At 28.5% G+C, this 24,095-nt stretch carries 20 protein-coding genes; 7 read left to right on the plus strand and 13 right to left on the minus strand.

The genetic code is table 11. The features are described from left to right. The first annotated feature begins 3 nt into the window (after positions 1-3). Both NJU99_RS10475 and NJU99_RS10480 read left to right on the plus strand, forming a co-directional pair. Positions 4-621 (plus strand): TRAP transporter small permease, encoded by a 618-nt coding sequence (locus tag NJU99_RS10475; protein WP_254575865.1) that lies wholly within the window; start codon positions 4-6, stop codon positions 619-621. Beyond that, positions 621-1,904: a TRAP transporter large permease gene (locus NJU99_RS10480; RefSeq protein WP_254575866.1), complete on the plus strand. Its 1,284-nt coding sequence runs from the start codon at positions 621-623 to the stop codon at positions 1,902-1,904. The genes NJU99_RS10475 and NJU99_RS10480 overlap by 1 nt, the downstream gene beginning before the upstream one ends. Before the next feature lie 172 nt (positions 1,905-2,076). On the opposite strand, the gene NJU99_RS10485 is transcribed toward NJU99_RS10480, so the two are convergent. After that, on the minus strand, positions 2,077-2,823 hold the full coding sequence (locus NJU99_RS10485; protein ID WP_254575867.1) for a hypothetical protein: 747 nt from the start codon (positions 2,821-2,823) through the stop codon (positions 2,077-2,079). Between the two features lie 135 nt (positions 2,824-2,958). Between NJU99_RS10485 and NJU99_RS10490 the strand changes: the two genes are divergently transcribed. From NJU99_RS10490 to NJU99_RS10500, 3 genes are all read left to right on the plus strand, one after another. Then, positions 2,959-3,441, plus strand: a complete 483-nt coding sequence (locus NJU99_RS10490) for a hypothetical protein (protein ID WP_254575868.1) — start codon at positions 2,959-2,961, stop codon at positions 3,439-3,441. 88 nt (positions 3,442-3,529) lie between these two features. After that, a complete protein-coding gene (locus NJU99_RS10495; RefSeq protein WP_254575869.1) occupies positions 3,530-3,832 on the plus strand; it encodes a tyrosine-type recombinase/integrase in 303 nt (100 codons plus the stop codon). Positions 3,833-4,159: 327 nt separating this feature from the next. Beyond that, a complete protein-coding gene (locus NJU99_RS10500; protein WP_254575870.1) occupies positions 4,160-5,959 on the plus strand; it encodes a hybrid sensor histidine kinase/response regulator in 1,800 nt (599 codons plus the stop codon). Between the two features lie 13 nt (positions 5,960-5,972). Here NJU99_RS10500 and NJU99_RS10505 read toward each other — a convergent pair whose 3' ends face one another. From NJU99_RS10505 to NJU99_RS10560, 12 genes are all read right to left on the minus strand, one after another. Continuing rightward, complete coding sequence (locus tag NJU99_RS10505) at positions 5,973-6,938, minus strand: multidrug resistance efflux transporter family protein (protein ID WP_254575871.1); 966 nt, start codon at positions 6,936-6,938, stop codon at positions 5,973-5,975. 61 nt (positions 6,939-6,999) lie between these two features. Beyond that, positions 7,000-8,391, minus strand: coding sequence for an aldehyde dehydrogenase family protein (locus NJU99_RS10510; RefSeq protein WP_254575872.1), 1,392 nt, complete (start codon positions 8,389-8,391; stop codon positions 7,000-7,002). Between the two features lie 23 nt (positions 8,392-8,414). After that, positions 8,415-8,852: a universal stress protein gene (locus NJU99_RS10515; RefSeq protein ID WP_254575873.1), complete on the minus strand. Its 438-nt coding sequence runs from the start codon at positions 8,850-8,852 to the stop codon at positions 8,415-8,417. A 12-nt stretch (positions 8,853-8,864) separates the two neighbouring features. Continuing rightward, on the minus strand, positions 8,865-10,190 hold the full coding sequence (locus tag NJU99_RS10520; protein ID WP_254575874.1) for a TRAP transporter large permease: 1,326 nt from the start codon (positions 10,188-10,190) through the stop codon (positions 8,865-8,867). After that, complete coding sequence (locus tag NJU99_RS10525) at positions 10,190-10,723, minus strand: TRAP transporter small permease subunit (protein WP_254575875.1); 534 nt, start codon at positions 10,721-10,723, stop codon at positions 10,190-10,192. The genes NJU99_RS10520 and NJU99_RS10525 overlap by 1 nt, the downstream gene beginning before the upstream one ends. 24 nt (positions 10,724-10,747) lie before the next feature. Next, positions 10,748-11,770 (minus strand): TRAP transporter substrate-binding protein, encoded by a 1,023-nt coding sequence (locus tag NJU99_RS10530; protein ID WP_254575876.1) that lies wholly within the window; start codon positions 11,768-11,770, stop codon positions 10,748-10,750. A 95-nt stretch (positions 11,771-11,865) separates the two neighbouring features. Further along, entirely contained in the window at positions 11,866-13,152 is a 1,287-nt protein-coding gene (gabT, locus tag NJU99_RS10535) for a 4-aminobutyrate--2-oxoglutarate transaminase (protein ID WP_254575877.1), read from the minus strand. 270 nt (positions 13,153-13,422) lie between these two features. Continuing rightward, positions 13,423-14,631, minus strand: a complete 1,209-nt coding sequence (locus NJU99_RS10540; RefSeq protein WP_254575878.1) for an NAD(P)/FAD-dependent oxidoreductase — start codon at positions 14,629-14,631, stop codon at positions 13,423-13,425. A 26-nt stretch (positions 14,632-14,657) separates the two neighbouring features. After that, the gene (locus tag NJU99_RS10545) at positions 14,658-15,491 is read right to left on the minus strand and encodes a DUF5718 family protein (RefSeq protein WP_254575879.1); all 834 of its coding nucleotides are present in this window, start codon (positions 15,489-15,491) and stop codon (positions 14,658-14,660) included. A gap of 20 nt (positions 15,492-15,511) precedes the next feature. Further along, a complete protein-coding gene (locus NJU99_RS10550; RefSeq protein WP_254575880.1) occupies positions 15,512-17,230 on the minus strand; it encodes an FMN-binding glutamate synthase family protein in 1,719 nt (572 codons plus the stop codon). Between the two features lie 238 nt (positions 17,231-17,468). Beyond that, on the minus strand, positions 17,469-19,955 hold the full coding sequence (locus NJU99_RS10555) for a transporter substrate-binding domain-containing protein (protein ID WP_254575881.1): 2,487 nt from the start codon (positions 19,953-19,955) through the stop codon (positions 17,469-17,471). Between the two features lie 25 nt (positions 19,956-19,980). Further along, complete coding sequence (locus NJU99_RS10560) at positions 19,981-21,171, minus strand: hybrid sensor histidine kinase/response regulator (RefSeq protein WP_254575882.1); 1,191 nt, start codon at positions 21,169-21,171, stop codon at positions 19,981-19,983. 178 nt (positions 21,172-21,349) lie between these two features. Between NJU99_RS10560 and NJU99_RS10565 the strand changes: the two genes are divergently transcribed. After that, entirely contained in the window at positions 21,350-22,081 is a 732-nt protein-coding gene (locus NJU99_RS10565; RefSeq protein ID WP_254575883.1) for a response regulator transcription factor, read from the plus strand. A 17-nt stretch (positions 22,082-22,098) separates the two neighbouring features. Next, positions 22,099-24,048: a DNA polymerase domain-containing protein gene (locus NJU99_RS10570; RefSeq protein WP_254575884.1), complete on the plus strand. Its 1,950-nt coding sequence runs from the start codon at positions 22,099-22,101 to the stop codon at positions 24,046-24,048. Positions 24,049-24,095: the final 47 nt, after the last annotated feature.

The raw sequence follows: 24,095 nt of genomic DNA on the forward strand, positions 1-24,095 counted from the left end.
ATTATGTTTAGTTTTATAAGTAAAATTATAGGCTTCATAAATCAAACAATAGCAGCATTCGGTATAACAGCCGGTGTTGCTATTGCTTTTACTAATGTTGTTGCAAGATATGTATTTGACGCATCATTAGTATGGGCAACGGAGCTTACAATCTTTTTATTCTTATGGAGTATATTTTTTGCAGCTGCTTATTGTTTCAAAAAAGATGCACATATTGCTGTTACTGTAGTATTAGATATTGTTCCAACTAAAATTGCAAAGCCAATGTTATTAATATCACATATAATAACATTTTTCTTTTTGGCTGCAGTTTCTTATTATGGATATGAATATTTATTATTAGTGGCAGATTTAGATGAAAGATCTATTGATTTATGGGATATGCCTATGTGGATAGTGTATTTAGTTATACCTATTTCATTTGCATTTGGTGCATACAGAGTTGGTGAGAAGATTGTACATATTATCAAAACTCCTCATGACAAAGTAGTACCTGAAAGTGAAGCTGAAATGGTTTTAGCTGAATTAGGTGTTAAGCATGATGATAACTCAAACAAACATGTAAAAGAGTTAAATGACATGGTTAAAGAAGTAGAGAAGAAAACAGGAGGAATGTTATAATGAGTGTAAGTGTATTATTTGGTATATTTTTCTTCCTTGTAATTCTTGGAGCTCCTATTGCTATTTGTTTAGGTGTAGCAACGTTTACAACATTAATGTTATTTACGCATATTTCACCTATAGAAATTTCAGCAATGATGTTTGAAAAAGTTGAGCATTACTCACTTATGGCAATTCCGATGTTTATCCTTGCAGGTAACTTATTGTCTAAAGGGTCAGCTGCTACAAGAATTATTGAATTTGCAAAAGCTTGTGTAGGTCACTTACCTGGTGGTCTTCCAATTTCAGCTATTTTTGCATCAATTATTTTTGCAGCTGTATCAGGTAGTTCTCCTGCAACTGTTGTTGCTATTGGTTCTATTATGTTTGGTGCTATTATGCAAGCTGGTTATCCTAAAAGATATGCGGTTGGTACTATTGCCACTGCTGGTTCATTAGGGATTTTAATTCCACCATCAATTGTACTTATCGTATATGGTGTTACAGCAGAAGTTTCTATTGGTAAACTGTTTATGGCAGGTGTTGTTCCAGGTTTAATGCTTGGTATTATGATGATGGTTGTAACTTATATTGGTGCAGTTAGACTTGGATTTAAAAGAACTGAGCCAGCTCCATTAAGAGTAAGACTTCAAAAGATGAAAGATGCAGCATGGGGATTAATGACAATTGTTATTGTTATTGGTGGTATCTATGGTGGTATCTTTACACCAACTGAAGCTGCAGCTGTTGCTTGTGTATGGGCTTTTGTTGTTTCTGTATTTATTTACAAAGATATCAAAATCACACAATTATGGACAACTGCTTTAGAGTCAGCAAAAACAACTGCAATGATTATGTTTATTATTGCAAATGCTATGTTATTTGCTCACTTCTTAACAATTGAGAATATTCCTCAAGGAATTACAAATGCCTTAATTGAAGCAAATGTTGACAAATATATGTTCTTATTAATGGTAAATATTTTATTAATCTTAGCTGGTTCATTTATGGAACCAAGTGCGATTATTATGATTATGGTTCCATTATTACTTCCAGTTGCTGTTGCACTTGGAATTGATCCAATTCACTTCGGTATTGTAATTACTATCAATATGGAGCTTGGTATGGTGTCTCCACCTGTTGGTCTGAATTTATTTGTAACATCAGGTTTAACAGGTATGAGTATCAAAGATGTTATTGTTGCGGCATTCCCTTGGACAATGACTATCTTAGCAGGATTATTAATCACTACATATATTCCAGAAGTAGCCCTTTGGTTACCAAATCTAATGTATGGTGGATGATAAAATCTACAAAAATTATTAACTTACGGTTTTATGGGATCTTTTCCCATAAAATCAAATCTACTAACAAAGAACTATTGGAATAATTCGATTATATTTTTTCATTTTTTGTTCAAATAAAAAAATTGCACATAAACTGCACAATTTTAAATATTAAATACATACATTATAATTACAATAAGTTTATATTTTTTCCTAAATAGTCATAATCAATATTGTCAAAAGTAAATGTAGACTGCGAAGAAGATAATATTTTTGTAATAAGATGTGGATTTTGTTTTCCTTTATGAAAAAATATAATCCCTGCATGATATTTATTTTCGAGATCACTTATTCCCATAATTAATCCATACATATATTCGTCTTTTATATTTTTTCTCTCTAATTGGATTGTAATAAAACTATCCTTTGTCCGCTCATCTATACAATCAAGCTTTATTGCATTACCAACAATAATAACTTTACCCTTTTCTAGTTCTGGTGAAACACTTGGCGTCCTATCTAATTCAAAAGTTAAATTATTATTTATTTTAATTTTATAATATATAATTGAATCATCATCTATAGACTTACTAGCTGCCTTTTGACCACAAACATTCCATTCTCCACACATTGAATTTAGTGTCTTTAACTCTTCTCTACTTAATGTAGCATATTTTCTAATGTATTCTTCAAGCTCATACTCATCTAAAAACTTTAATGAGAATAACTCTTCTATAGTTAAAAAGTTATGTTTTTTAATAAAATATTCTATCAATCTATTTTTATGTTTTATTGGAACTTTCCCATCTTTTCGATACTTTCCGAAATTAGTTATGGATGTTCCACCATTTAAACCTAAAATATCCTTTGCAAAAGTATCATATTTATATGAATAAACCTTAATTATAAATCTAAAAATATCAGCCTCTGTTAACATACTATATCCTTTCTTTTAATATATTATAATATAAATATTATTCATTTATTATCATCTTAAATTAAAACAACTCTCTTTACAGAAGCTAAAATATAATTTAAAATATGCCTAATTAACTAACTAAAGGTCTAATATATGAAAGTAATTGAAATCGAATGTCCTTACTGTACAAAAGAAAATGAAAACTGCTCACACTGTAATAATTTTAAAAAAAGAATAGCACTAATTGATAATAAACATACTTGGTTACTACAAATACAAAAAGTAAATTGTGAATTTTGTGATGAAGGAAAAGTAGAAAATACAAGTTATATTTATAAAAAAACAATATTTACTAAAAAAAATTATAGAATTAAAAATGAGTCTTATAATAATTGTATCAGATGTTTTGGAATAGGATTTAGACTGAAGAAAATTACACAGTACTTATGTCCAGAATGTGAAGGTGTTGGTTCTATTTTATTTTATAAAGAAAAAAAACCATTTTTACCGTTTTTTAAAATCAGAGAATATGAAGAATATGAGAATTGTAAGAAATGTAAAGGAAATAAATACATAGAAAAATATAGTAGCGAGTTTTATATAGGAACTAATGATAAAACATTTGTATTAAATTAAGTTACCACTCCAAATTCATATTAAAAGAGCCATTAGACATGGAAAAGAAAGTACCACTAAAACACAAAATTCTAATAGAGTTATTGATATGCTACCACTTGTTGAAGAAGCATTAAATAGACAAAAAAGCTTTACGTACATTAATGACAGTTATATATTTTTAAATCAAAATAAAAAGGCTTTTAAGTCTGCTCAATCAATAAGTAAAGGTTTTTGGAAAAATGTCTTAAGGTTTTGTGGATTAGATTATAGAGTTCTATATCAAACAAGACATACTTTTGCAACACTAATGATTTCCAAAGGGGAAGATATTGTTTGGGTATCAAAAATGTTAGGTCATACAAATGTAAGGATTACATTAGAAACATATACAAAGTACATAACAAATTAGAAAAAAGAAAGAGCATCTTTCTTAAAAGACTTTAAGGAAAAAAACTGCACACACTAATTTAAAACTTTTAAGAACTTCCTAAATTTAGAAGTTTTAAGAAGTATATCTACCATATCTAATGTATGGTGGATGATAAAATCTACAAAAATTATTACTTACGGTTTTATGGGAGATATTCCCATAAAATCGAACTACCTAAAATATTTCACTTCTCTTTTTAATTTTTACTCTTATAGTTATAGACATAACAAATAGATAAATAAACTTTAATTATAAAACAGATAATATTAATAAACAAAATAAATAATTTTTATATTAGGCTAAAACATGAAGTTTACCAATGCTTTTTTCAATATCTTTAAAAACACCTTCTTAAGAAACATCTTTATATTTACGCTATTACTTTTAGTCCTAATCCCAACTTTACTTTTCAATACAATAAATGAAAATTTTCAAAAAGAGATGTTTTATAACATCAAAGATGATGCAAAAAGAGTTGCGAAACATATAAAAGCAGAGCATCTAGATGCCCATAAAGAAAAGTTTTTAAAAAGTATAAATGTTGTTGTTGAGGACTTTAATATCTATAAATTGAGATACTTTGATAAAAATGGATATATTAAAGCTTCAACTGTAAAAAAAGAAATAGGTACAAAGTCTTCAAGTAAACCTTTTTATGAAATAGTAAGCAAAGGAAATATCTATCATAAAGTAGTTCAAAAAGGAATGAAAGCAGAAGATGGAAAGATTATTTCACAAGATGTAGTTGAAATATATATACCATTTATGGAAAAAAATAAGTTTACAGGTTCAATAGAACTTTATTATAACATCACTTCTAAACTTAATAATTTTGAAAAAATTCAATTAAAAATGCTATCACTTCAAATTATAATACTTATAATAATATTTGCTATTTTAATTATCATCATGTACAAAGCAAGTATAAATGAACTTGAAAGAGATGAAAAAGAAAAAGAACTTCTAAAACAAAAAGAACTTGCAAATAAAGCAAGTCAATCAAAATCAGACTTTCTAGCAAATATGTCACATGAACTTAGAACCCCTTTAAATGCCATAATAGGTTTCAACCAGATACTTTTAGATGAAGAGAAAGATAAAGATAAAAAAAAGAAACTATCCATCATAAATACTAGTTCAAAAACCTTACTTCAATTAATACATGATATTTTAGATATTAGTAAAATCGAAATAGGAAAAATAGAATTAAACAATATAGAATTTAACTTTAAAGAAGAAATAAAAAATATCTGTGAAGGTTTTAGTTACCAACTATCCCAGAAAAATATAGATTTTAAACTAGATATTGATGAAAAAATTCCAGAAACTATTATTACAGATAGCCTTAGAATAAAACAAATATTTTTAAATCTAATGAGTAATGCAATTAAATTTACACCTAAGAATAAAAGCATACAAGTAAATATCACTTATGATTTAAAAAAGTCACAAATTACTATAAATGTTTTAGATGAAGGTATAGGTATAGAAAAAAGTAAACTTGATTTAATATTTGAAAAATTCACCCAAGAAGATAGTAGTACAACTAGACTTTATGGAGGTACTGGACTTGGCTTACCAATTAGTAAATCACTTGCAAATATCATGCAAGGAGATTTAACTGTAGAAAGTCAAAAAGGTGTAGGCAGTACTTTTAGTTTCTATTTTCCAATAAGCTTATCAAATAAAAATAAAGTAGAAAAGAGTGAGAAAAAAGAAGGAGAAATAAATAAAACTAATGAAAAAATAAATATTTTACTAGCAGAAGACAATAAAATAAATCAAATACTTTTCTTAGAGATTTTAAAAGACTCAAATATTGACATAATCATAGCAAATAATGGACTTGAAGCCTTAGAATATTATAAATCAAAAGAGTTTGATTTAATTTTTATGGATGATAAAATGCCTCAAATGGATGGAAAAGAAACAATTGAAAAGATAAATAAACTAGGAAACCATCCTCCTATTATAGCCTTTACAGCAAATGCTCTTAGTTCTGATAAAGAAGAGTTTTTCAAACTTGGAGTTGTTGACTTTTTAAGTAAGCCTGTTGAAACACAACTTTTAAAAGAACTTATTGTCAAACATACTAAAAAGCAATAAAATAAAAGCTTCTCTATTTTATTTTTACTAATAAAAAAAGACCTAAAATTGTTATAAGAATACCTACTATTCCTAAAGCATTTGGGAATACTGCATTTAAGAAAATAATCTCACCAATAAGTGCAAAAAAAACATCCCCTGATTGTGTAGAGTCTATTAAAACAAGTTTATTATTCGTATTACATAATGAACGTGCGTATAAAAAAAGTGATGTAGCTATGATTCCAGATAATATTGTTATTAGAGCTACATTTATATATTGATCATACGTAGGTATACCAGAGTCTGTTGAAAAATAAAGAAAAATCCAAAAAGGAGCACTTCCTAAAGTAAGTAAAAAAATCTTTGCAAAACTATTTTTTATAATAAGAATATCACAATTATTTTTTATTCTTTTTTCTTTTTCTTCCCATACCATTTGATTTCCAACAGGAAAAGAAAAAGATGCTATAAGAACAGGTACAAAACCTAGTAATAAAAGGTCAATATTACTCATATCAAAATGACTTATATTAACTAAAGTAACTCCAATAAAAATCATTGCTGTAATTGCCCATACAGATTTAGATAACTTTTTACCAAAAAATAAAAGAACAAATAATGAAGCTATGATAGTAAACTGAAAAGTAGTGGCAATAACCCATGCGGGGGAATAGTAAGAAGCATAGCAAATTAAAGAATAAAAAAAACCAAAACCTATAGTTCCAGCAGTAGTCCAAAAAACAAAGTTTTTAATATATTCATCAATAACTAGTTTAAAGTAAGAAAAGCCCTTAAATGATATAAATCCAACAGCTAAAAAAATAATAGTAAATAAAAATCTTAAAAAAGCAGACCAAAACCAATGTCCACCATCTAAAGAAATAGCACGGTTTATCAAAAATGTTGCAGTAAAAAATAAAGCAGCTATTATTCCTATTAAAAATATATAATAAGAACTATTTTCAAATCTCTGCAAAAATAATTTAAGTTTATTCAATAGTATTCCTCAAGATATAAAAAGAGAAAGTTTTAAAAACCTTTCTCTTTTATGGATAAGATTATAATGATGGTGATTTAATAACCATCATTTTTTGATTTTGCATTTCATTCATAGAATCAGGAATTCCACCTAATCCAAGTCCTGAAGTTTTAGCTCCACCAAATGGCATCCAATCAACTCTAAATGCTGTATGGTCATTTACCATTACAGTAGTACCATTTAATCTTTTAACTGCTTTTAAAGCTGTATCAATATTTTTTGTAAATACTGCTGCTTGGAATGAAACATCTAAAGCATTTGCTCTACTGATTGCTTCATCAATATTTGAATAAGAGTAAATAACTACAACTGGTCCAAATACTTCTTTAGTAGAAACTAAAGCATCATCAGAAGGATTTAAAATTACCGTTGGTTCATAACAAGAATCAGAAATTCTCTTACCACCAATTAAAATTTTTCCACCTTTTTCAAGCGATTCATTAACCCATTCTTCAACTCTGTTTACTTCATCATTATTAATTAATGGACCAACTTCAGTTTTAGGGTCTAATTGATCACCTACAACTAATTTAGAAGCATAGTCAGTTAATTTTGAAGCTACTTCATCAACAATTGATTCATGTACATAAACTCTTTGTACTGATACACAAACTTGACCAGCATGGTAGAAACCACCTTTTCCTAAGTCTGGAATCATAGCATCGATATTGGCATCAGGCTCAACAATAACAGGTGCAACTCCACCATGCTCTAGTGCAGATCTAGTTCCTGGGCTTGACTTAGAGTTTAAGTACCAACCAACAGGTCCTGAACCAATAAATGTAAAGAATGCAGTTTTTTCACTTGTAACTAATAACTCTCCACCTTGTCTATCACAAACAACAGCTTGTGCCCAACCATCAGGAAGACCAGCTTCTTTTAGTAATTCTACTAATTTAACTGCTGACATTGGAGTTTGAGTTGCAGGTCTAATAATCACTGGACATCCAACTGCAAGTGCTGGAATTACTTGGTGAACTGCTAAGTTAAATGGGTGATTAAATGCTGAAATTGCAGCAACTACACCAATAGGTTCTTTCATAGTATAAGCCATTCTATTTGCACTTGATGCAGTATGACCCATAGCAATTTCTTGACCTTCTTGCACTGCTAATTGCTCAATTGCAATTTTTACACCATTGATAGCTCTTTGTATTTCTACTTTAGAATCCATATATGGTTTACCACCTTCACTAGCACAAAGAATAGTTAATTCTTCTACTTGTGAACTCATTATGTCCATTAGGTTTTCTAAGATTTCAATTCTCTTATATTTTGGAAGCCAGTTATCAACATCTAAAAACTTTTCATATGCAACATCAATTGCTTTTTCTACACCTTCTATACTTGTAAAAGGTACTTCTCCAACTACTTTCCCATCAAATGGTGATGTAACTTTAATTGTACTCATACTATTATTTATCCTTTCAATTTTTAATTATAATCTGTTAATCTAATAACAAACACTGAACATGCAGCATGTCTAATAACACGCTCTGAAGTACTACTAATAAAATAACTTCCAAAACCTGGTTTTGTTGCCATCATAACTATTGCATCTGCATTTATCCTTCTTGCTTCTTCAAGAATTTCTCTATGTGCAGACCCATCTCTAATATTAAAAGATAGTTTATCTTTTGGTAAATCATGTTTTTCAGTAATATTCTTCAACTCAACAAAAGCATCATGGTTATAATGCTTTTCATTTTCATCATCTAATATTGCATACGCAGAGCCATGGGCTCTATTTTCATTAACATATAATAAAGAAAGACTTCCATCTTTATCTAAAACTTCTAATGCACCTGTAAAAAGTTTTTCATGATTTTCTTTATAATCTAAATGCAATGGCACTAATATATTCTTAAACATCTATTATCTCCTCTAACCCATGACTTTATTAGGTAACCAAAGAACAATCTCTGGGAATGACATACAAATAATAAGAACTGTTAAATTCACTAAAATAAATGGCGTTACAGATTTATAAATTTCACCCATACTTACATCTGTTGGTGCTATTCCTTTTAAATAAAATAATGCGAAACCATAAGGAGGTGTTTGTACAGCAATTAAAATATTAATAATCATTAAAACACCAAACCAAATTGGATCATAACCTAAAGATACAGCAATTGGAGTAAATAGTGGCGCACACATTAATACAATAATAAACTCATCAATAATAAATCCTAAAAACAACATGATAAGCTGGAACATAAGAATAATCATAATAGGTGGTAAGTCAAGACCATTTGTAAAATCAGCAATCATACCTTGAATACCCATTAATAAATGAAAATTACTAAAAACAGAAGCACCTAAAATAATCCACATAGCAACACTTACTAATATAGCTGTTTGCATACCAACTTTTTGGAACATATCAGCTTTAAACTTTTTAAAGAAAATTGCAAGTAAAATAGCTCCGGCTACTCCTAAAGCTCCTGATTCTGTTGGTGTTGCAATACCGCTAATAATACTTCCAAGTACTATAAAAATAAGCCCAATTGATAAAAAACCATCTCTAAATACTTTTAGTTTTTCTTTACCTTCAAGTTTTGGTACACCTGGGTTACTTTCACTTAATAATGGAGCATTTTCAGGTTTAAGTTTAGAGCTAATTACAATATATGCAATAAGTAATATAATTGTTATAATAGCAGGAACCATTGCTCCAAGGAACATTCTTCCCACAGAATTTTGAGTAGAAGCTGCAAACATAATCATTGGAATACTAGGTGGAATTAAAATACCTAAAGCTCCACCAGCCATGATTGTACCAAGAGCTAACCTTCTGTTATATCCAGCATCAAGCATTGGTTTTAAAGCAATACTACCAGAACTCATAATTCCAGCTCCAATAATACCAACCATTGCACCAATCATAGAACAAATAAATACAACACTAATTGCAAGAGAACCTCTAATTTTACCAATTAGTAATTGACTTGCTTTAAACATTGCATCACCTATACCTGAATGAGTTAATAATTGCCCCATATAAATATAAAGTGGAATAGCTAATAAAATAAAACTAAAAAATGTAGCTTCTACCGTAGTTGGAATTACATTAAAAATTCCATCACCCCATGTGAAATAACCTACCATCATTGCAATTCCACCTAAGGCTAAACCAACAGGAGAACCTAATGCAAAGAATATTAGGATACAAAATAATAAAACTACTGTTAATAACTCAACACCCATTATTTAGACTCCTTTTCAATTAATGGTAAACCCGTAAATAAATGATAAACTTCAGAAATAATATCTCTTACTAATTGCAATATAAATAGCGAACTAGCAATACATAACATAATCCAAAAGTGCCACATAACAGGAGCCCATTCACTTTGTCTTCTATAGTCAAACTCTAAAGCTTCTTCAAATTTAACTAATCCCATTTTAAAAACAATAATTAAAAAGAATACACCTAAAGAAAATGAGATAATATTGAAAATATTTTTAACTTTAGGAGAAACTGATATATAAAGAATATCTACATTAATATGAGATCTTTTTTGTTGAGCATAAGCCCCTCCTAAAGCCGCAATATAACCAAATAGGAATAGAGACAAGTCATATGCCCAAACTGTTGGAGCATCAAATAGGTATCTAGCCACTACTTCATAAACGACAATGAAAGCAAGAATGGGCATCAAAAATGATGCCCCTTTACCTAACCACATAACAATTTTATCAACTGTTTTGCAAAATATTTGTAGGAATTTTTTAAACATAGTTAAAACCTGTTTTTAACCCGACTATTTATTTTCTGATTTTTTTAATACATCAATTAACTGTTTGCTGTATTTGTCTTTTGATGAATACTCATCCCATAATCCAGCACCTGCTTGTGCCCATGCTTTAATATCAGCATCTGATGGCAGTGGAGACCATTTTAAACCTTTAGCTTCCATTTGAGCTACGGCTTCTGATTCCCATTTTTTAGACATTGTTAATTGAGCTTTTGCATGTGCTACAGTTGCTTGGTAAACACCTTTTTTAGCTGCATCACTTAGTTTATTCCAAGCTGATCTATTAACAACAATTGGTAAAACTTGAGCACCAGCTAAAGGTAATTTATACATATATTTTGCAACTTCAACGTGATTTCCATCTCTGTGGTCAATCATATTTGAACCAATTGAACCATCAATAACACCTGTTGCTAAACTTGTATAGATTTCACTCCACGCTAATGAAACAGGAGAAGCACCTAAGTTTCTTAAGAACTTACCATATGCACCTGGAGCTCTAATTTTTAAACCTTGGAAATCAGCTACTGATTCAATTGGTTTTTTAGTAATAATATATACTGGTGGTTGAATGTAAGGCTCTAACCATACTAAACCTTGAGAACCGTATGCTTTTTTAAGAATCTTGTCCCATCCATCTTCGTGGAAAAGTTTATGTAATTTATCAGTATCTGCTGTACCACCTGGTAAACCAATTTCTACAACACCTGCTGGTAACTCACCTGCATGCATAGATTGAAATGGAGCTGCCATAGTAATTAAACCTGATTTTGTAGCACCTAATAATCCAGAAGTTCCAACACCCTCACCTGAGAATAATACTTGTACTTTAACTTCACCATTTGTATTTTTTTCAATATCCTTAGCTAATTGTTGATATAAATCACCAAATGCCGTACCTCTACCATAAAGGTTCGAGAACCTCCAGTTTTGAGCTGCTGATGCAGTATCAACAAAAGCCATAACACCTAATAATGCAACAATAGATGTTGACATTAAACTTTTTTTCATTTTTGAAAACAGTTTCATAATCTTTCTCCTTAGTTTATTTTCTGTAATTTAACCCTCAATAGGCTGACAGTTCTTCTTTCTTTAAAAATTTATATCCCCCTATATCAGTTAAATTAATTTTGTACTAAACTTTCAAATAGTTCAGTAAATTTGTCTAATCCTTCATTAGCTATGTCATCACTAATAGTTAAAGCAGGTAAAAATCTAATTACATTGCTATTAAATCCACAAGCTAATAAGATTAATCCATATTCAGCTGCTTTAGCAGTAATTGCTTTTGTAAGTTCTGCATTTGCATCTTCAGGATTACCATCTTTCATAAGTTCTAAGGCAATCATTGCACCTTGATTTCTTACATCAGAAATTAATGCTGGGTATTTTGCTTTTAGTTCATTTAATCTTGTATTGAAAATTTCACCAATTTGATTAGATCTATTAATTAAATCTTCTTCTTCAATAATCTCTAATACAGCTAATGCAGCAGCACAAGCTACAGGTGAACCACCATAAGTTCCACCTAATCCACCAGGAATTGGTGAGTCCATAATTTCAGATTTACCTACAACAGCAGCAATTGGATAACCACCTGCAATACCTTTAGCCATAGTCATTAAATCTGGTTCAATTCCTGAGTACTCAGTATTAAACATTTTTCCTGTTCTTGCAAAACCAGTTTGAATTTCATCTAAAATTAAACAAATACCATGCTCATCACAAATAGCTCTTAGCTCTTGTAATAACTCTTTTGGTGTTTGGTAGAATCCACCTTCACCTTGAATTGGCTCAACAATAATAGCTGCTGTATCAGTAGGTAAAATATCAACTTTAAAAAGGTTTTTAAGTGCTTTTAATGAATCTTGAACTGTAGTTCCATTAATACTTGTTGGATATGGTAAGTGATAAATCTCACCTGGGAATGGTCCAAATTCATGTTTATAAGGAGCAATTTTTCCAGTAAGTCCCATTGTTAAATTTGTTCTACCATGAAAACCACCGTTAAATGCAATTACACCTCTTCTTTTAGTGTGAGCTCTAGCAATTTTTACACAGTTTTCTACAGCTTCTGCACCAGTAGTTACAAAAATAGCTTTTTTATCAGATTCTCCAGGAGCAATTTTTGTTAACTTTTCTGCTAACTCAACTGCAACTTCATATGGATTAACCATAACGCATGTATGACTGAATTTTTCAACCTGTGATTTAACAGCTTCAATAATTTTTGGATGACTATGTCCAGTATTACATACAGCAATACCTGTACCAAAATCAATAAATCTATTACCTTCAACATCCCATAATTCAGCATTCTTTGCTTCTTTTACATAGATTGGATAAGCATTTCCTTGCCCTCTAGCAATTACTTTAACTTTTCTTTCTTGTAGATCTTTATTATTACCCATTCTCTCACCTTTTATAAATTTATTAATTGTGCTTGTTTATTAATTCGACACTTGATGCTTATTGTCACAAGACAAGCACCTGTTTTACCCAAGCTTTTTTATCTAAAATATTACATATGTATTTACCTCAAAAGAGGCTTGATTGATGTTCTATTAAAGAATTCCTACATGAATAAAGTAGATAAGATAATTATTGCGGAAAAGAGTAGTCAAAAAGTGACCATTTTGATGTTTTTTAGAAGTTATTATTTGTATAAACCATTTATTGGTTTATACTTTTTGAAGTTTTTTAAGCCTTTGGTACCCAGTCTTAATAAGCTTAAGAAGAGGCTTTCTATATGAATGGAATACATATTTTTTAATCTCATAAGCTATTTTCCCTTTAACTGTAAACATGCCCTTTATATCTCCTGCGGCATACTCACCACCTAAAGCTATTAATATGCCATCAAGTTTTGGTTTGCATTTTTTTAATTCTTTATTTTGTATATGTCTTAGTACATTTGTTCCTGCATTTGTTCCCGATATTCTAGCTATGGTTACATTTGGAGGCATCATTTCTTCATTTTCATTTTTTATCTGAGCTAAATCCCCTATTGCAAATATATTTTCATACTCTTTTGTTTGCATATATTCATTTACTACAATCTGTCCTCTTGAGTTTTTTGTAAGATCCTCTAATCCTGACATTTTTACAGCTTCTATTCCTCCTGTAAAAATCAAAAAGGAGTTATTAATCTTAGTTCCATTTGATAAATAAGCATAACCATCTTCTAGTTTTGTTAGCTTTGTATTTGTTATCACATTTATCCCTAATGATTTTAATCTTTTATGGGATATATTTATTAGCTTTTGACTTAATCCAGGTAATATTGATACAGAACTACTTACTAATGATATTTTCAAATTGTCACAAGAGAAGTTTCCTCTTTTAAAAAACTTCCTCGCATTATATGCCATCTCAGCAGCTATTTCAACTCCTGATAATCCAGCTCCAACAACTACAATATGTGTATCATTACACTGTTTTGCCTCATCTCTAATTTTTTCAAATAATTGATTCTCGAAACTTTGTTTAAAATACATTGCCCATTGTAACTTCTTTATATCATGGGCATTATTTAAGCCTTCAATACTATTTGGGAAAAAGGTTCTTGTTCCTGCTGCTAATATCAAGTAGTCATAATCAACTAACTCTTTTTCTTCTGTGTGAATAACTTTTTCTTTGATATCTATATTTCTTACAGTTAAATTTCTATATTCTAAGTAATTATGTTTTAAACCTAAACATAAAGTTGTTAAGTCTATAGTTACATCTGCGATGTTTGATTTATTTGCTATTAAATCATATACTTCAGGTTGAAGATTATGATATGTATTTCTATCTATTAGGGTGATTTTTATGTTTTTATTTTTTACTAGCTCTCTTAGGGCATATATTCCTCCATATCCCCCTCCTATTATTACTACTCTTTTCATATATGCTTTTTTATTCCCTTTCTATTTTATCTAATAACTTGGTGTAACTTAGAACACTCTTGTAGAGGTTTTTCATCTGAATTAACATTGTTAAGAATAGCTTGGTGACTATTTATATGAGCATTATAAACATATATAAATAACTCGTCCCCTTTTTGCAAAAAGTTGTTCTTTCCAAATTCACAGTATGATGTAGCTCCTGCTGCTATTATCATTCCTTTTGCATCTTTTGCATCTTTCATAAATTGAGTAAGCTCTTCTAAAGGACCACAATCTTTTTGTGTATTAAACTTCTTAAGCATCCAATCTTTTAATTGCATAAAAAAGTAACTATATGAATTAATAGCAGAGATTGTTCCATAATTATGTATTTTCCCATCTCTTTTAATAAATGATGAGATATGGTATTTATTTAAAATTCCCTCTTCAGTGAAGTTGTCAATTTTGATAAAATCTTTTGAGATACCTTTTGTAGCAGTCCCCCAATTTTTTTTCACACTTAATTTTTCACCATTTTGAACCCTTAAAGAACAATCATTAAATGCAGAAAAATATTTAGGAATAATATCTACAACCTTATTATCTTCATAAACAAAATCACATATTAAAGCAACTTCTGGTTCTGCTTGAATTTTGTCTTCTTCTCTTCCATGTGTTAAGATAATTTCATTAGAAATTGGATAAGTACCCAAAAAAGATTCATGCCCTTTTATATAAAATGGGAACAATCCTTTTGGTTCATTTTCTTCTTCTGTTTTAATTATAGAAAACTCATCTGCCTCACCTGCTTCACCTAAATGATTTGCAAAATTTCCTGCAACTGCAAAACCTAAATAATCTTTTAAATCTTCTATTAACATACCCCAGTCCTATTCTATTTTTAGTTAATTGAACTTGTAGTATTATCTTTATTAAATACTCTTCTTTCAAATACACTCTCAATATCATCATGAATAATTGAGTTTTTATCTAAAAATATTAGTTTTTCCTTATCTAATTCATTAATATTTTTAAGCCCCATAACTGCTAATAAACTTTTCATACTTTTTAAAATATTATTATGATAATTTTTTACGTAGCTTGCGTGTTTTTTTACAAAATAGTGCTTTCTTTTTTTAATATCTTGAGTAGCTAACCCAACTGGACACTGATGTTTTCCAGAACCTGAACAAAATCTAGCTCTAATACATCCTGCACTCATCATAAAACCACGTGCAATTTGAATAAAATCAGCTCCCATACATAATGTTATTACAACATCATCAGGAGTAAGGATTTTTCCACTTGCTGATATTTTTACTTTTTCTCTAACACCATGTTCTTTAAGTACTTTATCTACTAAATATATAGCATCTCTAATTTCCATACCTATTCTTTCCATCATGTCTAAAGGAGCTGTAGCACTTCCACCGCTTCCACCATCAATTGCAATATAATCAGGATAAGGTAAATTAAGTTCTACTCTTCTTTTTATCTCTTTAGCCAAAGGTAAGATATTGTCATAATCAGATATTACAATTTTAATTCCAACAGGTTTATCAGAGGCTTCTTGTAATACTCCAATAAAGTCAAATAATTCTTCTATGCTATTTGCATAAGGGAATCTATTGGGAGAGAAAGCATCCTTATGTGCTTCAATATTTCTATAATAAGCTATTGAAGGAGTTACTTTATCTGCAATTAGTTTTCCACCTGTTTGTTTTGCACCTTGTGCTAACTTTATTTCTGTCATTCTACAAAATGTCATCTGCTTTTTATATCGCTCTAAATCAAACTTACCATCTTTTGTTCTAACTCCATATAAACCTGAACTTATCTGTAAAATAATATCTGCCATATCATCAGGAACTTCACTTGGAAAATCCTCTAAAGAGGCATTCCAATTTGGTCTATAAAAACAGTTTTTTTCTTGATTAAAAACATAGGTATCAGAAGTTAAACTCTTTTTAAATAACATCTTTCTATACATCTCTATTGCAACGGGTACATTAAATAAAGTTTTTGCTAATTTGAATGCTTTCAATTGAAAACTTGAACCTTTAACCTCATCCATATAACTAGTATTATATTTAGTATGAGTTACAAAAAAGTTAGAAGTTAAACCACCCTCACCTGAGTTAATTGGGAACTGTCCTTCTTGTGCTCCAAAAACAAAAGCTCTTGTACCCTCAGGAGAAATAGAACCATCACTCATAGGTGCTCTACAAAGAATAGACTTTGAAAGAAAAGGCTTTTGTCTTTCTTGTCCGAAAAGTACCGAGAAGTCATTTTCAACTTCATCATCATTTAATACAATGTTTTTATGCTTTAGCATTAGTTTTGGTTTTAACATTGGTTGAGAAGGAGAAAAGGAAGCATAATTTATTCTATCTCTTGAAGCACTATAAACCCAATCTAGTTTGTCCATAGATTCATAAAATTTTTCATCACCAAAATATTGTCTAAAAGGTTCTCTAAATTCTTGAAAAACGAATCTTAATCTTCCAATAATTGGATAATTAACTAAAATCTGATATTTTCTTTGTACATATTTATCGTGAATATACCATAGTGCGATTATTAAAGTAAAAACCAAAAGTACAATAATCCATGTTTGCATTTGTGTTCCTATAAATTTATTTTAATTTAAAATGATAAATTAGAAAGCAGGCAAAATAAGGAGTGACTATGTTTTTTTTGGAATATAAAAGAGTCTAATACCTGCTTTACTAATGGTTAAAATACTAGTAATAATTACCACATGGAAGCTTATGGTGTAATGTTTAATTATTTAATTTGATGTTTTACTAATATTTGTAGTCGTATTATTGCTTAAAATAGTAGTTAAAAAGTAACTACTATCTTTTTTTTAGTTTAGAGATAGGAATATAGATAGTAAATTGTACACCATCTTTTATATTTTTAACTTTTAACTCCCCTCTCATATTTTGTTCTATAATGATTTTACTCATATATAAACCTAAACCTGTACCATTAAAACTATCTTTTGTTGTAAAGTAAGGTTCAAATATTTTATCAAGAAGAGATTCGTTAATTCCACCTGCATTATCTGAAATCAATATTTTGATATGAGTTTCAACTTGTTTTGTAAGTATTCTAATTAAGGGGTTTTCAACTTGATTATCTAAAAAAGCATCTTTTGAATTCTTTATAATATTTAATAAAACTTGTGATAATTCACTTTCAAAACCATAAATTGTAATATCTTTAGACAATTGCTTATCAATTTTTATACTATGACTTTTAAAACTATCATCAATAAGAAAAATAGTTTGATTAATAGTATCGTTTATAGAGAATAGATGTTTTTCCTTATTGGGTTTAAAAAAGTTTCTAAAATCTTCAATAGTTGTAGACATCTTTTCAGTAAGAGCATTACTTAAAACTCTTTGGTTTTCAATATAGTCTTTATCTAATTTACCAAGTGAATATCTTAAATGTATATTTTGAATTATTGTACTTAAAGCACTTAATGGTTGTCTCCATTGATGGGCAATCATACTTATCATTTCACCCATTTCTGCTAGTTTTGACTGCTGAATCAAAAGCTGTTCTTGTCTTTTTCTATTATTGATTTCTTCTTTTATTCTACTATCTAAGGTGTCATTTAAGTTTTCAAGTTCTTGGGTTTTAAACTTTAATTCTTTATTTGAAAGTTCTAATTCCTGTGTTCTAATTTGTACTTTTTTTTCCAAAGTACTATTTAGCATTTCTATTTCATCTTTAACTCTTGTTAGTTTTTTAATATATCTTCTTTGTAACATATATGTATATAAAATCACTAATAAGATAAAAACGAAAAAAGCAGTAACTTTCCAAAAAAGTTCATAATCAAAAACTTTTTCATATTTTACAGAAACCCAATCATTCATTATTTTTTGAGTTGTTTGTTCACTTATTGAAGAGACTAATTTATTGAAAATATTTAGAAGTATTAAATCATCATTTCTAACTCCAACAGATAATTTCCATTCATCATCAAATTTTCCAGAGATTTGTAAACTTCCATAAAACTCTTCTTGAAAAGCATACGCAACATTTAGATGTGTTGTTACTTGTCCAAAGAGTTCTCCTCTTTCAACTTTTTCTAAACCATTACGTAAATGTTCTTGATTAATTATTTCAATATTAGGGTAGTTTTTTCTGATTATTTCATTATAAGCAAAATCTTTTTGTATTCCTATTTTCTTATCTTTCAAAGTTTTTAAATCACTTATAAAAGTAACTGTTCTTTTTGTAACTAGAACCAAAGGAGCTGTAATATATGGCTTTGTAAAATTCATATATTCTCTTCTTTTCTCAGTATCCATAACTAAAGCTAAGATATCACAATTTCTTTTTTTTACGTAGTCTAAAGACTGAGTCCAGTTTTGAGACTCTATTAAATCAAAAGGAATCCCCAACTTTTTTTGAAAATCCTTCATATAATCAGCAGCAATACCAACATGTTTATGATTTTGAATCTTCTCAAAAGGCATCCAATCTGGATCCACACACATATTTATACTTTTTTTCTTTTCTAGATATGCTAGCTCTTCTTTTGTAAGTTTTAAAGGTAATTTAGCTAAATCTTTTAAAAACCATTTATCAAAAATCTCTTTTTCTTCTTTTATAGTAATTGAGTTTAAACCTTTTTCTATAATTGAATATAGTTCAGGTTTCTTTTTATTAGTAAACAAATACAAGTTTGAAGGCTCAAAGCTAATTAAAGGCATAGCCTTTAATCCAATTGTTAAGTTCTCTTCTAAGAATCTTTGAATAATAATAGGAGAAGCTATTATTCCAGATACAGAACCTTCAAGAAGTTTTTCAACTGATTCTCGCATATCATTAGTTTCTAATATAGTAATATCAGGATGTTTTTTTCTTATATTTTCAATACTTCCTGGTTGGTTTATAATTGCTACTTTTTTGTTTTTTATATCATCAAAAGTTTCAATGCTATTATTATCTTGTTTTACAAATAATATTCTATTTACCTGTAAGATTTCAGAAGAGTAACTTCCAAATTTGCTTTTTGCATTTGAATTATTTACTAAAGGAATTAAATCAATTTCTCCATTTTCAAAAGCAAATTCTATATTACCTTGATTAACATCTACTGTTCTTGTTTTTATTTGATATTTTTTTATAATCAACTCTAAAATATCATTTGCAAAGCCGTCTTTTTGATATTCTTTATTTAAATAGCTTAGTGGATATAAATCAGTAATTCCAACTTTTACAGTATTGTTTTTTATCCACTCTTTTTCTTTTTGAGTTAAAACAGATGTATCTGCGTATAAAAAACTAAAAACTAAAAATATAAATACAATAAATTTCAAATACTAACTCCCATATTTTTTATAATTATACTAATGTATTTAAAACTATTGTAAAACAAGCACCCTCAGTAGTATTACTTACCAATAGTTTACCCTTGTGATTATTTTCAACAATAACTTTAGACATATAAAGACCAATACCTGTACCATTTTTCTCTTTTTTTGTTGAAAAATATGGTTCAAAAATAAGACTCATATTCTCTTTATCAATTCCACCACCATTATCTTTTATCTCTATTTTTACACTATCTTCTATATCTTCAGTAATTATTTTAATTTCTCTATTTGATTGTTTTTCTAAGAGTTTTTCTTGAGCATTTTTTAATATATTTATAAATACATGTGCCATTTCATTTTCATAAATATTCACATCACTTTTACTTTTAAAGTCAAAGTTTATATTAATATCATTTGTTTGAAAATCTTTATTTATCATCTTTATACTATTTTTTATAGTATTTTCAATTTTTGTTTTAGTTATTATTTTGTCTGATTTAAAGAAGTTTCTAAAATCATCAATTGTATTAGTTAAATTTTGTACATAGCCCTCAATGTCATCTAATTTTTTATTAAAAAACTCTGTTTGCTCAAATCTTCCCTCTTTTGTTTCTAAATCATATTTTCCAGATAGTAACTTATTTTTTAGATTAAAAGAAACTGTTCCAATTGACGCCAAAGGCTGTCTCCATTGATGAGCTATCATAGCTATCATTTCACCCATTGCTGCAAATCTTGACTGAACTTCCATAAGTTTTTGTTTCTTTTCAATCTCTTGAATTGCCAGTTCTAACTCTTGATTTTTTTTTCTTAGTTTGTCTTTTAAAACCTTTGATTCCATTGCTTTTATCAATGTATCTTTTAATTTGTAAATATCAATAGGTTTTAAAACATAAGCATTTATATTTAATTCTATAGATTTCATAAGAAAGTTTGTTTCTTGATGTGCAGTAGTAATAATAACAGGTATTTCTTTGTTAATTTCTCTAATACTTTTAATCATATCAATACCATTTAGTTTAGGCATTTTTATATCTGTCAAAACTAAATCGATTTTATCTTGCATTAACCTATATGTAGATAGACCATCTTCACCATTTTGAGCACAAATCACATTTATATCAAAAAGTTCAAGAGTTTCAGTGGTTCCTTCTTGAAGCAAAGACTCATCTTCCACATAAAGTACTGTAATATTTTTTAGAACTTCTTCCCCAATCATAACTTCTCTTTTATCTTTTTTTTATTATATCTGAAAACAATAGTCAAATAATAGCTAAACAACTTTCAAATAGACTAATATATAAACACACTAAATTATAGTTTTACTTATACTATAAGAAACAAAATGATAATATCGTTTTATAAAAAATAGATGACTTTGTTTTAGGAAAATATTAATGGATTATGGTTTATTAAAAAAATATACTAAAGATTTTAATGTTCTTTTTGTAGAAGATGATGTTGATTTTAGAAAAGAGTTTTCAGAATTGCTTCTTGACATATTTCCCAATGTTACTACAGCAGAAGATGGACTTGATGGTTTAGATAAATATCAAGAGTACTATAAAAACAACAACAAATACTTTGACTTAGTCATTTCAGATATAAAAATGCCAAAACTAGATGGTGTAGAATTAATTGATTCTATATATAAAATAAAAGAAGATCAAATTGTAATTATTCTCTCAGCTAGAAATGAGTTCAATTACTTATTGCCTTTAGTTAATTTAGGTATTCATCAGTTTTTTACCAAACCTATAGATTACTCAACTTTTTTAGAAGATATATTTAAACTATCTAATCAAATGTATCATAATAAATCAAATAATAAAAAAAATACAATTGCAATCAATGAAGAACTAGAATGGGATAAGGATAGGAAATTATTAGCTAGAAATAATGAAACAATTAAACTTACAAAAAATGAACATCGTTTTGTAGAAACTATACTTAATAACAATGGCAAAGTATGTACTGTTGAAAACCTTATAAATGTTATTTGGAATGATGATTTTGAAGTTGATGCAGATATTAGCCATCTAAAAAGTTTGATTTATAGATTAAGAAAAAAAGTACCAGATTTACACATAAAAAACATATATGGAATGGGTTATATTCATGATAATTGATTGCTAATACTTAATAAATGAAATACTACATATATGACCTAGAGACCTTTCCAAATATCTTTACTTGTGTTATGCAAAATGCTCAAACAAAAGAGCTTAGAGTTTTTGAGTTAAGCATAAGACAAAATGACTTAGCAAAACTTCTCAAAACTCTGCAATGGCTAAGTAAAACAGATAAAATATTAGTGGGATATAATAATCTAAACTTTGATTACGCAGTACTTCAATATCTCTATAAAAATGCTAATAACTATGACCTAAATGAGCTTATTTATAAAACATTTCTTTTTGCTGATGAATTGATAAAAAATAATACTATTTATAAAGAAGATAAAAACTCTATACTTCTAAAGCAACTTGACCTTATGAAAATACATAACTTTGATTATAAAGCAACAAGAGTTAGTCTAAAGGTTTTAGAAGTAAATATGTGTATGGATTCTATTGAGGATTTAAACTTCACTATTGGAGAGAATCTAAAAACAGATGAATTTGATAATCTAATCAAATACAACAAACATGATGTTGAAGCAACACTACTTTTTTTTAATCACTCTTTAGAATCTATCGAATTTAGAGAAAGTTTAAGTTCAAAATATAATGAGTATATGCTTAATTATAGCGATACAAAAATAGGAAAAAGATACTTTATTAGAAACCTAGAAGAAAAACTTGGAAAAGATATATGTTATATAAATGGAAAACCAAGACAAACTGTAAGAAACTTCCTTAATTTTGGTGAGATTATATTTGATTATGTGAAGTTTGAAAGCTTTGAGTTTCAAGCTCTTTTAAAATATCTAAAAAAACAGTATACAAACGATATGTCAAAAGTCTTTTCAAGTATCAAAAAAGAAGATTTAGAAGAACTATCTTCATTTTGTAATCTAAATGCAAAAAATGAAGCTTCTTCTTTGCACCTAAACTATAAAGGCTTTTCTTTTTACTTTGGTACTGGTGGGCTTCATGGAAGTGTTGAGGGTAAGTTTTATGACCAAAGTGATGAGTATCTTATCATTGATGTAGATGTTGCTAGTTATTACCCATCTATTGTGATACAAAATAGACTCTATCCTGAACATCTTGGGGCTGAGTTTGTGGATATATATAAAGAGATAAGGGATATGAGATTTTCATACAAAAAAGGAACTTCTCAAAACAAGATGCTAAAACTAGCCCTAAACTCAGCATATGGGGATACAAATAACCAGTTTAGTCCATTTTATGACTATAAAATGACTCTAAGTATCACCCTAAACGGTCAACTTATGCTTTGTATGCTTGCTGAAAAACTTATGAGTATAGACTCTGTTTCACTTATTCAAGCAAATACAGATGGTCTTACTTTTAAAATAGATAAAAAAGATAAAACCTTATATGAGAATATTTCTAAAAACTGGCAAGAGTTTACAGGTCTAGAACTAGAAGAAGCAATATACAAAAAACTATGGATTAGAGATGTAAATAACTACATAGCCCTAAAAGAAAATGGTGAAGCAAAAAAAATAGGTGCTTATAAATATGAACTAGCTTGGAATCAAAATCACTCATGCCTAGTAGTACAAAAAGCAGTAGAAGCACATCTTTTAAAAGGTATCTCAATAGAAGAGTTTATCCATAATCACAGAAATAAATATGACTTTTTACTAAATACAAAAGCTACTAAAAACATAGACTTAGTACTTGAAAAAGTTTACTCACTTGAAAAAACCTATGTAAAACTTCCAAATACTATAAGGTATTTTATCAGTAAAAATGGTCTTTCCCTAAAAAAGATTCTTCCACCTCTAAATAACACTAGTGAGCAAAGAGTAATAGGAATAAATGTAGGATATAAAGTAGAGCTTTGTAATAAAATAGAAGATTTTTCATATGAGTATTTAGATTTTGATTTTTATATAAAAGAAGCCTATAAATTAATAGAGCCTTTCAAACAAAAACAAGAATCTCTTTTTGATTTCAGCTAATATTATCTCTTTATAATTGGTTAACAAACTTTTGATAACATAGGCAC

Source organism: Arcobacter roscoffensis (assembly GCF_024267655.1).
In the GTDB taxonomy this organism is placed as follows: Bacteria; Campylobacterota; Campylobacteria; order Campylobacterales; family Arcobacteraceae; genus Arcobacter_B; species Arcobacter_B roscoffensis.